At 70.1% G+C, this 15677-nt stretch carries 17 protein-coding genes; 1 reads left to right on the plus strand and 16 read right to left on the minus strand.

Annotated features, from left to right (window positions below; translation table 11 throughout):
* Positions 1-47: 47 nt before the first annotated feature.
* The 4 genes from EV668_RS20965 to EV668_RS20980 form a co-directional block, all read right to left on the minus strand.
* Entirely contained in the window at positions 48-1541 is a 1494-nt protein-coding gene (locus EV668_RS20965; protein ID WP_133773821.1) for a hypothetical protein, read from the minus strand.
* A 71-nt stretch (positions 1542-1612) separates the two neighbouring features.
* Positions 1613-2437, minus strand: a complete 825-nt coding sequence (locus EV668_RS20970) for a TetR/AcrR family transcriptional regulator (RefSeq protein WP_133773823.1) — start codon at positions 2435-2437, stop codon at positions 1613-1615.
* Positions 2438-2501: 64 nt separating this feature from the next.
* On the minus strand, positions 2502-3341 hold the full coding sequence (gene proC / locus EV668_RS20975; protein ID WP_133773825.1) for a pyrroline-5-carboxylate reductase: 840 nt from the start codon (positions 3339-3341) through the stop codon (positions 2502-2504).
* Positions 3338-3838 (minus strand): type III secretion system chaperone family protein, encoded by a 501-nt coding sequence (locus tag EV668_RS20980; protein WP_133773827.1) that lies wholly within the window; start codon positions 3836-3838, stop codon positions 3338-3340. Before EV668_RS20980 ends, proC begins: the two co-directional genes overlap by 4 nt.
* Positions 3839-4164: 326 nt before the next feature.
* Between EV668_RS20980 and EV668_RS20985 the strand changes: the two genes are divergently transcribed.
* The gene (locus EV668_RS20985) at positions 4165-4716 is read left to right on the plus strand and encodes a DUF2336 domain-containing protein (RefSeq protein ID WP_166652577.1); all 552 of its coding nucleotides are present in this window, start codon (positions 4165-4167) and stop codon (positions 4714-4716) included.
* 6 nt (positions 4717-4722) lie between these two features.
* Here the strand turns inward: EV668_RS20985 and trmB are convergent, their stop codons facing one another.
* From trmB to tsaB, 12 genes are all read right to left on the minus strand, one after another.
* Positions 4723-5433 carry a tRNA (guanine(46)-N(7))-methyltransferase TrmB gene (gene trmB / locus EV668_RS20990; RefSeq protein ID WP_245513337.1) on the minus strand — a complete coding sequence of 237 codons (711 nt, stop codon included), beginning with the start codon at positions 5431-5433 and terminating at the stop codon, positions 4723-4725.
* Positions 5434-5443: 10 nt separating this feature from the next.
* Positions 5444-6640: a methionine adenosyltransferase gene (gene metK / locus EV668_RS20995; RefSeq protein ID WP_245513338.1), complete on the minus strand. Its 1197-nt coding sequence runs from the start codon at positions 6638-6640 to the stop codon at positions 5444-5446.
* A gap of 124 nt (positions 6641-6764) precedes the next feature.
* Positions 6765-7175: a helix-turn-helix domain-containing protein gene (locus EV668_RS21000; RefSeq protein ID WP_133773835.1), complete on the minus strand. Its 411-nt coding sequence runs from the start codon at positions 7173-7175 to the stop codon at positions 6765-6767.
* Positions 7172-8815, minus strand: coding sequence for an apolipoprotein N-acyltransferase (gene lnt, locus EV668_RS21005; protein WP_425359646.1), 1644 nt, complete (start codon positions 8813-8815; stop codon positions 7172-7174). Before lnt ends, EV668_RS21000 begins: the two co-directional genes overlap by 4 nt.
* On the minus strand, positions 8812-9810 hold the full coding sequence (locus EV668_RS21010) for a hemolysin family protein (RefSeq protein WP_133773837.1): 999 nt from the start codon (positions 9808-9810) through the stop codon (positions 8812-8814). The genes lnt and EV668_RS21010 overlap by 4 nt, the downstream gene beginning before the upstream one ends.
* Positions 9811-9829: 19 nt before the next feature.
* Positions 9830-10309 carry an rRNA maturation RNase YbeY gene (gene ybeY / locus EV668_RS21015; RefSeq protein WP_133773839.1) on the minus strand — a complete coding sequence of 160 codons (480 nt, stop codon included), beginning with the start codon at positions 10307-10309 and terminating at the stop codon, positions 9830-9832.
* A complete protein-coding gene (locus EV668_RS21020; protein ID WP_425359647.1) occupies positions 10306-11391 on the minus strand; it encodes a PhoH family protein in 1086 nt (361 codons plus the stop codon). The genes ybeY and EV668_RS21020 overlap by 4 nt, the downstream gene beginning before the upstream one ends.
* A complete protein-coding gene (gene miaB / locus EV668_RS21025; RefSeq protein ID WP_133773841.1) occupies positions 11388-12785 on the minus strand; it encodes a tRNA (N6-isopentenyl adenosine(37)-C2)-methylthiotransferase MiaB in 1398 nt (465 codons plus the stop codon). Before miaB ends, EV668_RS21020 begins: the two co-directional genes overlap by 4 nt.
* 115 nt (positions 12786-12900) lie before the next feature.
* On the minus strand, positions 12901-13449 hold the full coding sequence (locus EV668_RS21030; RefSeq protein ID WP_133773843.1) for a hypothetical protein: 549 nt from the start codon (positions 13447-13449) through the stop codon (positions 12901-12903).
* Between the two features lie 123 nt (positions 13450-13572).
* Positions 13573-14412, minus strand: a complete 840-nt coding sequence (gene olsA / locus EV668_RS21035; protein ID WP_133773845.1) for a lyso-ornithine lipid O-acyltransferase — start codon at positions 14410-14412, stop codon at positions 13573-13575.
* Positions 14413-14472: 60 nt separating this feature from the next.
* Positions 14473-14985: a GNAT family N-acetyltransferase gene (locus EV668_RS21040; RefSeq protein WP_133773847.1), complete on the minus strand. Its 513-nt coding sequence runs from the start codon at positions 14983-14985 to the stop codon at positions 14473-14475.
* A complete protein-coding gene (gene tsaB, locus EV668_RS21045) occupies positions 14982-15665 on the minus strand; it encodes a tRNA (adenosine(37)-N6)-threonylcarbamoyltransferase complex dimerization subunit type 1 TsaB (protein ID WP_133773849.1) in 684 nt (227 codons plus the stop codon). Before tsaB ends, EV668_RS21040 begins: the two co-directional genes overlap by 4 nt.
* Positions 15666-15677: the final 12 nt, after the last annotated feature.

The raw sequence follows: 15677 nt of genomic DNA on the forward strand, positions 1-15677 counted from the left end.
CCCTTTGGCCCTCCCGGCGATCCGGCACAACGGCAGGCCCCACGGCGTCAGTCGAGTGAGCCGCGAAGCCTCTCCTTCGCGTAGACCGCGGCGGTCCCGTCGCGATGGATCAGCCGCCAGGCCGGCATGGCCGCGAAATGGGCCTGTTCCTTGCCCTTGCTCGGCACGATCGCCCAGGTGACGCGGTAGCGGTCGATGAAGTCGAAGAAGGGCTGGTGCTCGGCTTTCCCCACCGCCCCGAACAGGCCCGAGATGAAGCCGCCGAGATAGAGCTGGTCGGTCCTCCCGTCGATGAAGGTCGGAACGCCCTCGGCGATGAGGAAGCCGCCGTAATCGTAGCTGTTATAAACCGGCCCGCGCAGCCCGGCCTCGCGCGCGGCCGCGAGCGCCTCGCGGGGCGTCACCTTGGGACCCGGTTCGGGCCCCCTGACGAATGCCGCGACGAGGCCGGTCGCGGCGAGCAGCAGGATCGCGAGGCGTTTCGGCCATTCCCAGCGCTCCCGATCCGTCGGCGTCTCCGCGCCGAGCTCGGGGAAGCGCGTCGCCAGCGGCACGGCGACGAGGAGCGGCACGACCAGCGCGAAGACGTCGAGGAAGCGCGAATGGCGGATGGTCATCGCCGCCAGGAGGCCGATGGCCGCGATGCGGATCGCGTTCCGCCAGCCGCCCGCGAGGAGCGCGCCGGACAGCGCAACCGCGAGGCCGACGGACAGGAAGCCGAGCATCGTCCAGCCGATCGGCTGCCACTCGTTGATATAGGGCAGCGATTCCCCGCTGCCGAAGACGGTGAAGGTCACGAGCAGCGAATGGACGCCGTAGGGCGTCAGGCAGCCTGCCAGAAGCGCGGCGAGGCCGAAGGCGCCCCAGCGGATGATCGTGCCGAGATGGCGTCCGGTCGGTGCCGTCAGCACCGCCTCGAGCGCGAGGAGCGCGGCGAGCGGATAGGCGAAGGTGAAGCTGCCGTGCAGATTGGCCCAGAGCACGATGACGAGCAGCAGCCACGGCGAGGGTGCGCGTCGCTCGTCGAGCGCATCGACGAGGCCCCTGACCCACAGGAACAGCGGCAGGAACGCGAAGACGTGGGGCCGGGCGAGGAAATGCGGCGCCAGGAACAATGCCGTGAGCAGGGCCAGCGTCATCGCCGCGGTGATCCGCAGCCGGCGTTCGAGCCAGGCGAAAAGCAGCGTGAAGAGAAGGCCGAGCGCCGCGCCGGTCACGAGGACGACGCCTGTCCAGCCCCCGGCCCGATGGGCCGCGAACAAGAGGAGCTGCGAGAGCCACTCCTTCGCGATCCAGGGATCGCCGAGCACGGTGTGCGAGAACGGGTCGGTCCAGGGAACCGCGCCGCCGTCCCAGATCAGCCGTCCGACAGCGACATGCCAATGGCTGTCCGGATCGCCGAGCAGCGACGGGCTGGCCAGCATCAGCAGCGCGAAGAGCGCGGTGCCGAACAGGACCGGATCCGTCCAGCGCCACGGCCGGACGGCGACGAGCGTCGCGCCCATTGCGACGGGCGGCTGGAGAGCCGTATGCACTGCCATGGAGACCTCCCGCAGGAGGCCTCGCTAGCATCGTCGTGGTTGCGGTCCCGTTTACGCGACTGCGGGCGATGTCAGATCGCGGCGGCCGGGTCCTCGCGCTCGCCCTCGGCGGGATCGCGCTCGCTCCGCGAGGAGCGGCGGCGCATCCGGTCCCGGCCGTCGAGCAGCGCCTGTCCGAAGGCGCGAAGCGGCGCGGTCAGGCGCCTCATGTCCTCGGCGCGCCCCATCAGCTTCTCGCCGCGCCCGAGCTCGCGGTCGAGCCGCGCCATCGTGCGGGCGAGCGTCGGATCGTCGTCCTCGAACCAAGTCTCCATCACGTTCGCCTGGGCCAGGACGAAACCCTGGAGCTTGACGAAGCCGAGCGGCCCTTCGGTCGGCACCCCGGCCGCGGCGAGCATGTAGCGCGCGGAGTTCAGCGCCATCCGGTTGAGCGCCCCGAGCGAGGTCAGGTCGGTGCGCAGCGCCCAGGTGATCCGGCGGAGCGCAGGCCGGTAGGGAGCCACCGCGTCGAGCCGGCGCATCATGACGTCGAAGATGCGCTCGCGCGCGGGCTCGCCCACGAGATCGTCCGAGGTGCCCTCGATCACGATCTTGTCGATCATGCGGGTGAAGCCCTCGAGGATCGCGCCCTTCGACGGGAACAGGTCGCGCATCTCAGAGAGGGTCAGGTCCGCCTCGCGGGCGACGTCCGAGAGTTCGATGTCGCTCCAGGGCCGGTCGGAGGCGAGACGCATCAGCGCCTCGACGGCGCGGGAGCGCTTGTCGCCCGGCGGAGGCGCGGGAGAGGCCGGCGCGGTGGCCGCCTGAGGGGCGGCGCTCTCCACGGAGGCCTTGGCGGATTTGGCCGTCTTACGGCCGGAACCCGTGGACGGGTCTGGCGTGATCGGCTCGGACATGGATCTTCGACTCCGGTGGACGGGGCTCAGCTTAGAGCGTCCCGTGCCTCACCGGAATGCCTCCTCAGCCCGAGAGTTCCCCGGCGCGTCGCTTGGCCGCCGCCACGGCGCGGGTCATCAGCGCAGGCAATCCGTCCTGCGCCATCAGCACCTCGAGGGCCGCCGCCGTCGTGCCGCCCTTCGAGGTCACGTTCTCGCGAAGCTGCGCCGCCGGAAGCTCGCTCGCATCCAGCAGCGCGCCGGCGCCTGCGACCGTCGCCCTCGCCAGCCTCTGAGCGAGGCCCGCTTCGAGACCCGCGGCCTCGCCGGCCGCCGCCATCGCCTCGACGAGGTGGAAGACATAGGCCGGCCCGGAGCCCGACAGCGCCGTGACCGCGTCGATCAGGCCCTCGTCACCGACCCATTCGACGACGCCGTTGCAGGCGAGGAGCCGTGCCGCCATGTCGCGCTGCGCGGCACTCGTCTCGGGGCTGGCATAGGCGCCGGTCGCGCCGCGCCCGATCGAGGCCGGCAGGTTCGGCATGGCCCGGACCACGGCGCTGACGGCCGGAAGCGCCCGGCGCAGATCCGCGACCGTCTTGCCGGCGAGGATCGAGATGACGAGCGTGTCAGGCCCCGCATGGGCGCCGAGCAGCGAGGCTGCCTCCTCGAGGCTCTGCGGCTTGATGCCAAGCACGAGAACATCCGGAGGACTCGACGCATCCGCCCCCGCGATGCGGATGCGGCCCGTCTCGGCGAGACGCCGGATCGGCTCGGACGGGTTCGGATCGAGCACCGTCGCCGCGCCGTCGGCCAGACCGGCCGCGAGCCAGCCATCGAGCATCGCCCCGCCCATCTTGCCGGCCCCGGCGAGGACCAGCGAGGCCGGCAGCGGCCCCGCTCCGGATGATGTCGGCGCCGTCATGCCTCCCCCTCCGTGACGAAGAGCACGCCCTCGATCGCCTCGCGGGCGCTCTTGCCGGCCCAGAGGACGAACTGGAAGGCCTGATAATATTGCTCGCAGGCATCGACCGCCGCCTTGAGCATCACCTCGCATTGGCCGTCCGTCGGCTCGGCGCCGCCCGCCAGCAGCAGCGCGTGCCGGAACATCACCACGTTCTCGGAGGACCACAGATCGAAATGGCCGACCCAGAGCTGCTCGTTGGCGAGCGAGACGAGTTGAAGCACTTCCGAGCGCAGCCGGTCCGGCACCTTGAGATCGAAGGCGCAGGCGACGTGCAAAGCCTCGTATTTGTCGATCCAGCTGAACGAGATCCGGTACTCGGCCCAGCGTCCCGTCACGATCACCGACATCTCGTCGTGATCGCCGCGGTCGAAGCTCCAATCTCGGCTCGTGGCGAAACGCTCGACGATGTCGAGAGGGTGTTCGCTGCGGGGAACGTCGAAAAACGATTGAGGCATGCTGAGCCCGGTAAGAAGACGGGAGGAAACGCGGCGAAACATGGAAACGAGATCAGGGCTAAGCGGTGGTGGAGCCCCGAATCAGCCTCGTCTCGGTTATAGCCCGCACCGCGAAGGCCGGTCACAAGCCCCGGATGATTCGTCCACAATTCGCTGGAACACCTGTCGAAAACGCTCCGCGTCAACCTCCCGTTAAGGCTTTGCTAACGGTTCGCTCACGCGCCGCGCCTATTCTTGCCGGCCGGCGCGAGGTCGGCTTGCGTGACAGACTTGCGACGGACTCGCGCCCGAAAGGCGTTTCCCGGCGCCGGGCGCGGATGCGGCAGATGGCGTCGATCGAACACATCCTGGCGGAAATGGATGCGGCCGCCGGCCGGCAGAGCACCGGGGAGCTCAGCCGCGTCCTCGCCCTCGCGACCGGCCATCTCGCCTCCGGCGGCGAGCCCCATTCGCGTCTCGACCGGGCGATGCAACGGCTCGTCCGTGCCGCCGGGCCGGAGGAGCGCGCCGAGATCGCCGGCCAGCTCGCGCCGCTCGAGACCTCTCCGCCCGGCCTCGTCGGCATGCTCGCTCTCGACGAGATCGCCATCGCGCGCCCAGTGCTGATGCGATCGCCGGTCCTGACGGACCAGCATCTCCTCATGGTCGTGCTGTTGCGGGATCGCGAGCATCATCTCGCCATCTGCGAACGGGCCCTGCTGGCCGAGCCGGTCGGCGATCTTCTCGTCACCCGCGGCGACCGCGGCGTGCGGGCCGCGCTGGCCCGCCACGCGGGGGCACGGCTTTCGGCCTGCGCCCTGGCGACGCTGATCCAGCTCGCTCGGCGCGACGAGGCGCTCGCGCAGGCTCTCGCCAGCCGGCGCCGCGCTCACGCCTGAAGCGGATCAGCGCCGGGCGAAGGTCAGGTAGGAGGCGCGGCGCCCCTCGCGCTTCGCCTTGGCCTCGTAGCGCGTGCCGGGCCAGCCGGCCCAGGGCAGGCGCCAATCGTCGGGGCCGTGCGGGCGCCAATCGAAATCGGGCGAGCGGAGAATCCGCGCGAGCGTCCAGCCGACATAATCGTCGATGTCGCTCGCGAAGCGGAAGACGCCGCCCGGCCGGATGACGCGGGCCAAGGCCGCGAGGTTCTCGTCGGAGACGAAGCGTCGCTTGCGCTGCCGCCGCTTCGGCCAGGGATCGGGAAAGAGAAGGTCGGCCCGCTCGAGCGATCCGGGTGCGAGGCGAGCGAGGAGCCCGGTCGCGTCCCGGTCGAAGACGCGGATATTGGCGATGCCCTCGGCCTCGATCACGGCGAGCAGCTTCGCCATGCCGTTCACGAAGGGCTCGCAGCCGATGAAGCCGATCTTGGGGGCGTTGCGGGCCGCGTCGAGCAGATGCTCGCCGCCGCCGAAGCCGATCTCGATCCGGCAGGCCTCGACCGGCGCATCGAAGAGCGACCGTGGGTCGAGCGTGGTGCCGTCACCGGGCAGTTCGACCTGCAGCCGGGGCAGCAACTCGCGCACGAGCCGGTCCTGGCCGGCCCGCAGCGCCTTCCCCTTGCGGCGCCCGAAGAAGGAGCCGCCGGAGACGGGCTCGTCGGCCGGCTTCTCCCCCGTCACGGCGTGCCGGTCAGGCGAGAGCCGACTTGAGCTGGTCGGCGAGGTCGGTCTTCTCCCAGGAGAAGCCGCCGTCGGCGTCGGGCTCGCGGCCGAAATGGCCATAGGCTGCCGTCCGGGCATAGATCGGCTTGTTCAGATCGAAGTGGGTGCGGATGCCGCGCGGCGAGAGGTTCATGATCTCGCCGAGGACCCTCTCGAGCTTCTCGGTATCGGCGTCCGCGCCATGCAGATCGGCATAGATCGAGAGCGGGCGGGCGACGCCGATGGCGTAGGAGAGCTGGATCGTGCAGCGATCGGCGATGCCGGCCGCGACGACGTTCTTGGCGAGGTAGCGGGCCGCATAGGCCGCCGAGCGGTCGACCTTGGTCGGATCCTTGCCCGAGAAGGCGCCGCCGCCATGGGGGGCCGCGCCGCCATAGGTGTCCACGATGATCTTGCGGCCGGTCAGACCGCAATCGCCGTCCGGACCGCCGATGACGAACTTGCCGGTCGGGTTCACGTGCCAGACCGTCTCCGGGCTGATCCAGCCGTCCGGCAGCGCCTTCTGGATATACGGCTCGACGATCCGCCGCACGTCCTCGGAGGAGAGATCGGGATCGAGATGCTGGGTGGAGAGGACGATCTGCGTCGCGGCAACGGGCTTGCCGTTCTCGTAGCGGACCGTGACCTGGCTCTTCGCGTCCGGGCCGAGCTTCGGCTCCTGGCCGGACTTCCGCGCCTCGGTGAGGAGCCGCAGGATCTTGTGCGAGTAGTAGATGGGGGCCGGCATCAGCTCCGGCGTCTCGCGGCAGGCATAGCCGAACATGATGCCCTGGTCGCCCGCGCCCTCTTCCTGGTTCGTGGGCTGCTTGGCGTCGACGCCCTGCGCGATATCGGCCGATTGCGGGTGCAGCAGCACCTCGATCTTGGCGTTCGCCCAGTGGAAGCCGTCCTGCTCGTAGCCGATATCCTTGATCGCCTTGCGGGTGATCTCGGTGATGGCGGCTTCGTCGACGCTCTTCGGACCGCGATACTCGCCCGCGATCACGACCCGGTTGGTCGTCGCGAGGGTCTCGCAGGCGGCCCGGATCGTCCAGGGATCGATGCCCTCCTTGGCGCCAGCCCGGTAGAAGGCGTCCACGACCTCGTCGGAGATGCGGTCACAGACCTTGTCGGGGTGGCCTTCCGAAACGGATTCGCTCGTGAAGAGGTAATTGGCACGGGCCACGCGTCGGTCTCCATGTTCGGGAGGAGGGCGAGGGCGCGATCGGACCTGCCCGGCGCGCGATGTGCCATCCGCCATTCCGTAGGTCAAGACGGCCGTTGCGTTCTTTGATCCGAACGCGCCTGCGCTATTCGTCGCTGCTTCCGGCGATGGCCGCGGCCAGCTCGGCCAGCTTGCGCCGGACCCGCGCGTCCCGGATCTTGTTGAACGAGCGCAGGAGTTTGAGGCTCTCGCCGGTCAGGATATCGGCTTCGTAGGGCGCCGCGGCTCCTTCGGCGAAGCCGCCCGCGCCGGCCGTCGCGGCTTCCGCGCCGGCGTAGAAATAGTCGATGGTGACGCCGAGCGTGGTCGAGATCTGCTGCAGCCGGCTCGCGCTGACGCGATTAGTCCCCTTTTCGTACTTCTGCACCTGCTGAAAGGTGATCCCCAGAGCTTCCCCAAGTTTTTCCTGGCTCATTCCCAGCATCGTGCGCCGCATACGGATGCGAGTTCCGACATGGCGGTCGACATCGTTCGGGGCTTTTTTTGTGTCACTCATGACATTCTCGTTCGCGACGATGGGGGAGCGCTCCTCGGATGCAGGTGCCTCGCACCGATAGCGATAATCAACACCGCTGTACACAAGCCGAGAAAAAGAAGGCTGGCGAAACGGGCGGCAAGAGGCGCCGGAATGCTGCTCGGAAGCGAGGCATCGAGCACCCCTTCCTGGCCGAGCGAAAGGGCCGCGGTCACACGCCCATAAGGGTCGATGACGGCCGAGATGCCGGTATTGGCGGCACGAACGAGAGGCAGGCCCTGCTCCACGGTCCGGAGGCGCGCCTGAGCGAAATGCTGGTAGGGCCCCGGAGTGTCGCCGAACCAGCCGTCATTGGTGACGTTCAGGATCCAGCCCGGCCGATTGCCGGGCAGGCCCACCTCGTCCGGAAAGATCGCCTCGTAGCAGACGGTCGGCGCGGCAGGAGGAAGCCCCGCCACCCGGAAGGCGGTCCGGTTCTCGCCCGGCGTGAAGCCGCCCGGCATGTGCACGAATTGCCGGATGCCGATCGCGCGCAGGCCCGCGTCGAGGACGTGCGGGACGTATTCGCCGAAGGGCACGAGATGCACTTTGTCGTAGGTCGCCGTGATGGCGCCGTCCGTGTCCACCGCCTGGATAGCATTGAAGTAGCGCCTTGGCTCCTCGCCGGGCAGGCCCGCGCCCTGCCGCGCCGCGCCGGTGATGAGGGTCGTGTTCGGCGGCAGGAGCGAGGCGATCTGCGCCAGCGCGTTCGGCTCGCGGTGGAGCAGGAACGGGAAGGCCGATTCCGGCCAGATCAGATGCGTGACGTCGGCGAGGCCGGTGGTCCGAGGCGAGGTCGAGCGGTCGCTGAGGGCGAGATAGCGCTGGAGGATGGCCGGGCCGTTCGAGGGCCTGAACTTCTCGTCCTGCGGCAGGTTCGGCTGCATGATGCGCAGCTTGACGCCCGCCACCGAAGGAGCCGCCTCGGCCGGGATGCGGAGCGCGCCGAACACCGCCATCGCAGCGACGGCCACCAAGCCCAAAGTCGCGGGAAGGTAGCGGCCGCGCGACGAATCCGCCGTTCCCAGCGTGGCGGGAGCGGACAGGACGAGGGTCGCGATCAGCGTCAGGCCCCACAGGCCGACCAGCGAGGCCGTCTGCATCAGCCAGAGGTTCTGGCCGAAGGCCATCCCCAGCGTGTTCCAGGGAAAGCCCGTGAAGAGATGGCCGCGCAGCCATTCGGAGGCCGTCAGGGCGATCGCGAAGGCCGCGATCCGGCCCGCTCCCGGCGACCAGATCAGACGCGCGGCGGCGAAGCCGAAGGCGGGAAACACCGCGAGCACGGCCGGAAGGCCGAGCACGCCGAAGGGCAGCAACCAGGCGAAGACATCGGCCTCGACCAGGAAGGCGGCGCCGAGCCACCAGAGGCCGGCCACGAAATAGCCGAAGCCCCACAGCCACCCGGCCGCCGCGGCCCGCCCGAGCGTCGACAGCCAGGACAGGCGCCGGCCGGAGGGCGAGCCGTCGATCAGCCAGACGGCGATGGTCAGCGAGACGGCGAGGGCGGGCCAGAAGCCGAAGGGCGGCATGGCCAGCGCACCGACCGCCCCGGCCCCGAAGGCCAACAGGGCCCGCCGCCAGCCGGAGGCGAGGATCACCGCATCCGCAAGAGCGGCGATCAAGCGGCGGAGCCCGAGTCGGGCGACGACGGACGGGAGCCCTCGGCGGAATCCTCCGGCTTGCGGCGGTGGATCCGGACGCGCTTGAGACGCCGGGGGTCGGCGTCCAGCACCTCGAACTCCATCCCGTCCGGCCCCGCGATCAATTCGCCGCGCGAGGGCACCCGGCCGACGCTCGTGACGATCAGACCGCCGAGCGTATCGACCTCGTCATGCGCGGCTGCGAGCCCGAGATCCTCGCCGAGCGCCTCGGACACCTCTTCGATGCTCGCGCGCGCATCGGCCAGGAACGTGCCGGCCTCTTCCGCCACGATCATGTGCTCGGTCTCGTCGTGCTCGTCCTCGATGTCGCCGACGACCATCTCGACGAGATCCTCGATCGAGACCAGCCCGTCCGTCCCCCCGTATTCGTCGATGACGAGGGCCATGTGCGTGCGCGAGGCCTGCATCCGGGCGAGGAGATCGATCGCCGGCATCGAGCGCGGCACGAAGAGCACCGGCCGCAGGATGTTCGCCGCGGCGAGACTCGCGCCGAGATCGATCCCGGCAAGGTTTTGGCGCGGGGAATCGTCCGCCGCCGCGTCCTCGGTGCTGGCTCCCGTTCCGCCCGCGGCCAGATGGTCGAGGAAGTCGCGGATATGGACCATGCCCAGAGGCTCATCGAGCGTCTCGCCATAGGCGGGCAGGCGCGAATGGCCGGCCGTCCGGAACAGGGCGAGCACCCCGCCGAGCGTCGTCTCGGCCGGGACGGCGACGATGTCGGCCCGCGGCACCATCACGTCGCTGACCCGCACCCGATGGAAGGCGAGCACGTTCTTCAGCATCAGCCGCTCGCGCGGCGACAGGTCTCCAGCCTCGGCGGCCTCGGACAGCACCTCTTCGAGGTCGTCCCGGGCCGAATGCGCACGGCCTGAGAAGCGGCCGATCACCCGCTCGAGCCAGCTTTCGCGGTGACTCTCCTGCGGCTCGGGTTTCGGGTCGCTTCGCTCGTCGCTCATGGTGATGGGTCGTCAGCTGTCAGGCGGCAGGACCGTAGGGATCGGCGATGCCGAGCCGCGCGAGGGCTTGCACCTCCAGCCGCTCCATGGCCTCCGCCTCTCCCTCTTCGAGATGATCGTGCCCGAAGAGATGGAGCACGGCATGGACGACGAGATGCGCCGCGTGATCCGCCGTCGTCTTTCCCTCGGCCTCCGCCTCCCGCGCCACGGTCTCGTAGGCGAGCGCGATCTCACCCAGATGACGCGGCCGGCCCGGTGCCGAGGGCATGTCCGGCGAGGGGAAGGACAGCACGTTGGTCGGCTTGTCCTGGCCCCGCCAGCCCCGGTTGAGCTCCCGCACCGCCTCGTCATCGGCGAGGAGCACGGTGGCGGCGAGGTCGGTCTTCGTGTCCTGCGGCAGAACCGCGAGGGCGGCATCCGCCGCGCGCTGCAAAAGGCCGTCGCGATCGGGCACGGCGTCCCAGCGCGGGTCCTCGGCCTCGATCTCGAGCGCGATCACGGCCGCTGCCCTCCGGCCGGCGGCTCGCCCCGCGCGGCCGCGTCATAGGCCGTGACGATTCGGCGGACGAGATCGTGCCGCACGACGTCGACGTCGCGGAACTGGATCCGAGCGACGCCCTCGACGCCCTCGAGGACGCGGACGGCCTCGATCAGTCCCGAACGCTGGCCGGGCGGCAGATCGATCTGGCTCGGATCGCCGTTGACGATCATGCGCGAGCCCTCGCCGAGCCGCGTCAGGAACATCTTCATCTGCATCGAGGTCGTGTTCTGGGCCTCGTCCAGCAGGACCACGGCGTTGGTGAGCGTGCGCCCGCGCATGAAGGCGAGCGGCGCCACCTCGATCATGCCGGTCTGGAGCCCGCGCTCGACATGGCGCGCCTCCATGAAATCATAGAGCGCGTCGTAGATCGGCCGCAGATAGGGATCGACCTTGTCGCGCATGTCGCCGGGCAGGAAGCCGAGCCGCTCGCCGGCCTCGACCGCGGGCCGCGACAGGATCAGCCGCTCGGCCTGTCCGGCCTCGAGCAGGGACACGGCGAAGCCGACGGCGAGCCAGGTCTTGCCGGTCCCGGCCGGCCCGTCCGCGAAGACGAGTTCGTTGTGGCGCAGCGCCTTGAGATAGAGGTCCTGGGCGGCGTTGCGGGCCCGGACGGGGCCGCGCTTGCGCGTCGCGATCTGCTCGAACCGCGCCGGCCCCTGCGGCGCGAGCTCCGCCTGCGGGAAGAGGCTGCCCTGGAGCGCGCTCTCCTGGATGGCGCCATCGAGGTCGCCAAGCGTCACCGCCCCCTCGATCTGGACGCGGTCGTAGAGCCCCTCGAGCACGAGGCGCGCGCGGGTCGCGAGATCGGGCGGGCCCTTGATCACGACCCGGTTGCCGAGCGCGTTCAGCATGATGCCGAGGCGGCGCTCGATATGGGCGAGATTCTGGTCGTAGAGGCCGAAGACGAGGCTCGCCTTGGCATTATCCTCGAAGGCGAGAGTGATCTCCGCCGTCTCGCCGATGCCGGACGGCGGAGGCGGGGCGGGAGCCGGGGCCACGGAGGAGGAGCCGATGATCGGCCGGGCACCGGGACGTTTCACGCAGCCGCCATCCCGCTGATTGCCGCCGCGTCCGATCCCGCCGGACGGGCGAAGAGACTGTTCGATGCGAGCCCGGTCACGGTGACGGGCACGACGGACCCGACCGGCGCGTCGATCCCCTCGACCTGGATCGCCTGGAGATAGGGCGACTTGCCGGCGAGCTGACCCGGATGACGGCCCGGCTTCTCGATCAGCAAATCGACCGTCCGCCCGACCGTGTCGCGGTTGAAGGCCTGACGGTCCTGCTCCAGCTGGGCCTGAAGGCGGGCGAGGCGCTCCGCCATCACGGCCTCCGGAACCTGGCCGCCGAGATCGGCCGCGGGCGTGCCGGGACGCGGGCTGTACTTGAAGGAGAAGGAGGCCGCGAAGCCGATCTCGGCCGCGAGCCCGAGCGTGTCCTCGAACTCGGCATCCGTCTCGCCGGGGAAGCCGACGATGAAATCCGACGACAGGGCGATGTCGGGCCGGGCCTCCCGGATGCGCGCGATCAGGCGCCGGTAGCTGTCGGCCGTATGCCTGCGGTTCATCGCCGCGAGGACCCGGTCGGACCCGGCCTGAACGGGCAGGTGCAGATAGGGCATCAGCATCGGCAGATCGCGATGGGCGGCGATCAGGTCATCGCCCATGTCGTTCGGGTGGCTGGTCGTGTAGCGCAGCCGGGCGAGGCCCGGCAGGAGCGCGAGCCGCTCCATGAGGCCCGCGAGCCCTGTGGTGGCGCCCCGCTCGTCCGGGCCGTGATAGGCGTTCACGTTCTGCCCGATCAGGGTCAGTTCGCGCACGCCCGCCTCCAGCAGCCGCTTCGCCTCGTCGACGATCGCCATGACCGGGCGGGAGACCTCGGCGCCGCGCGTGTAGGGCACGACGCAGAAGGCGCAGAACTTGTCGCAGCCCTCCTGGACCGTGAGGAAAGCCGAGACGCCGCGCGTGCGGACCCGCGCCCGGGAGGGCGCCGGCAGATGGCGGAACTTGTCGTCCGCCGGAAAGTCGGTGTCGACGGCGGGGGCCGGTCGCGGCCCCTCTGTGCCGGCCCGGCGGGCCTCCTCGAGCAGAGCCGGAAGGCGATGATAGCTCTGCGGGCCGATCACGGCGTCGACGGCGGGCTGGCGGCGGATGATCTCCGCGCCCTCGGCCTGGGCGACGCAGCCGGCGACGACGATCTCGGTGCGGCGGCCGTCGGCCCGACGCTCCTCCTTGAGGACGCGCAGCCGCCCGAGTTCCGAATAGACCTTCTCGGCCGCCTTTTCGCGGATGTGACAGGTGTTGAGGATGACGAGATCCGCCTCCTCGGCGCTCGCCGCCAACGTGTAGCCTTCGCGCGCCATGACGTCCGCCATCCGGGCGGAGTCGTAGACGTTCATCTGGCAGCCGTAGGATTTGACGAAGACGGTCTTCACGCGGGGCGAGGCCTGGAGGCTGCTTGGGGCATGGCGGCGATCATCCCCTCATACGACCTCCGGGGCCTCAAGAGAATAGCGGGCGGCCAAAAAGGCCGCCGCGCCGTCATCGGCCTCAGGCGGCCGGGGGTCCCATGGGCGTTCGGGGCTGGCCCGCGAGGGACTCGTCGGGCTTCGAGCGCAGGCGCGCGAAGAGACCGAAGATGAAGCCGCAGCCGATCAGCCCGATCAACCCGACGATGCTCCCCCCGATCATCATGAACCGGTCGAGCGCGAGCTCCTCCTTGATGTCGTCGACGAGGACGACGCCCGCCTTGCCGGGGCTGTCGGCGAGATATTTGATCCGGACCGTGTCCACGACGATCCGGTCCCCCCGGAACAGCCGGTTCGACAGAGCCGTCGAGACCCGTACCTCCTCGGCCGTCCGGTCGGCGCCCTTGTCGTCCTTCCAGGCGAGATCGACCGCATAGCTGGTTCCGGACCGCCGGCCTTTCTTGCGGACCGCGCTGACGATCGTCGCCTCCGCCTCCTGGCCCTTGGCCACGACGTCGTTCACCCGCTGGACGTCCTGCCAGCCGATGAAGGCCGAGACCGGGCCTCCGATCGCCGCGATGATCAGAAGCCATTTCAACTTCCCGACGACCCAGTTCACGATAGATCCCATGCGCCCACTCCACATCACCGCCGCAAGACGACAGTGACCATCAGATTAGAATACGAAAAAGAAAGATCGATCGGTCCGATCATCATTCCGTCCAGGCATCACGCCGACGAATGATGCTGACAATCACGAATCGATGCGACGGTCAGACTTAGATGATCCATCGCGGCAAAGATGTGGCGCGGAGGATTTTCGGATTTCAGCCATGGATGCCCGCACGGCCGCCGCCGCCGCCGCTGTCGCGCGCTTGCGGTCGGTGGCGGCATGGAACGGGATCGGCTCGCCCCAGGCGACCGTGACGTCCACCACGCCGCCGCGCAGGAAGGCCGCGAGATGGGGCGCGAGATCCATATCCCCGTACCAGGCGATCTGCGGCATCTCGCGACGCGTGATCGGCAGGCCCTCCCGGCGCCGGTAGGCGATCGCGACCGGCTGGAGCGCGATCGCGGCGAGGGACGGCTCGGTCAGCGCGGCGCGGGCCGCGCCGACGAGGGAGGAGCGGAACGGCAGGAGGCGGATGCCATCGCCCGTCGTCCCCTCGGGGAAGAGCACGATCGCGTCGCCCTCGGCGAGCCGATGGGCGACGACGGCATTGACCTCGGCCGTCGCCACCTTGCGGGCGCGGTCGATGAAGACGCAGCGCTGCAGGCGCGCGAGCGCTCCGATGACGGGCCAGGCGGCGATCTCGCTCTTGGCGATGAAGGAGAGCGGCGCGAGGCTCGCGAGCACCGGGATGTCGAGCCAGGAGACGTGGTTCGACAGGATGAGCGTCGGGACGGCCCCGGAGGGCGGCGTGCCCTCGACATGCACCCGGATGCCGAGGAGGCGCAGCAGGATGCGGTGGAAGACGACCGGCAGCCGGCCGGCCAGACGATGATGCCGGCGCGCGGCGACGATCTGCACGGGCACGAGCGCGGCCAGCACGAGTGCCAGCATCGCCAGCCGCAGCCAGAGTCCGGGCCTCATCGCGGCGCTCTCACGGCTGCGACCATCATGGATGGGCCGGCGCCGTTCGTCGCCTCCGGCTCACGGGCGCGTCCCGCCACCGAGATCCTTCGTCATCGAGACGGCGGTCGCGCGGCTGCCGTCGGGGCGGGCGTAGTAGCCCGGCCGCAATCCGGACTGGGCGAAGCCGAGCCGGCGGTAGAGCGCGAAGGCCGGCGCGTTGCCCTCCTCGACCTCGAGATGCACCCGCGCCGCGCCGGCATGGGCGAGCGCCTGGAGGTGCTGGACGAGAAGCAGCCGGGAATGGCCGCGGCCCCGCGCCGCCGCATCGAGGGCGACGGACAGGATCTCGGCCTCGTCGAGGGTCAGGCGCGAGAGCACGAAGCCCGCCGGCTGGCGAGCACGGCCGTAGAACAGACCGTCGGCGTGGACGGAGCGATCGGCCAGGAAGCCCTCGAAATCGAAGGCCGACCACGGCCGCGCGAAGGCTGCGCCGTGGATCGCGGCAAGCCGGTCCGCATGGGCCACCGACAGGGCTTCGACGCGGGGTATCTCGTCGGCGCGGCCGAGCCCCAGACGGGCGAGCCAGGTCAAAGCCGCGCGAGCCTCGCTCCGTCCTGCGGACGCGCATCCGGTGCGGCAAGATAGTAGGGCTTTGCCAGGGCCTCGTCCGGCTCGGCGGCCGCGCCGATCCGCGCGACCCAGGCAAGGTCCGGAAGAACGAGGTCGTCGTGCAGGACCGCGTCGATCCCGACCGCGCGCGCCTCGGCGGCGATCATCGTCGCGCCGGGTCCGACGAGGGCAACCGAGCCGGAGCCGAGATTGCGCACCACGTCCCGGATGGTCATGACGCAGGGCTGGATGATGAGCCGCCCGGACGGCCCGATGGCCTGGACGAAGACCCGCCCACCGCGCGCATCGATGGCCGCGACGGTCAGGCGCTTCGGCCCGTCCTCCATGAGCGGCGCCATCAGGGCCGACAGGGTCGTGACGCCGACGGCCGGGATGCCGATTGCGAGCGCGACGGCGCGGGCCGCCGAGATGCCGATGCGCAGGCCCGTGAAGCTGCCCGGCCCGATCGTCACCGCGACGCGGTCGAGGGAATGGAAACCGCCATCGACCCGCGCCATCACCCGGTCGAGCAGAGGCAGCAGCGCCTCGGCATGGCCGCGCTCCATCGCGATCGCCTCCGCCGCGATCGTCGTCTCGGAGGCGACGTCCAGAATGGCCGCCGCGCATTGGCCGAGCGCGGTATCGATCGCGAGGATACGCATGGGGGTCGTGCG

Source organism: Enterovirga rhinocerotis, assembly GCF_004363955.1.
GTDB lineage: Bacteria > Pseudomonadota > Alphaproteobacteria > Rhizobiales > Beijerinckiaceae > Enterovirga > Enterovirga rhinocerotis.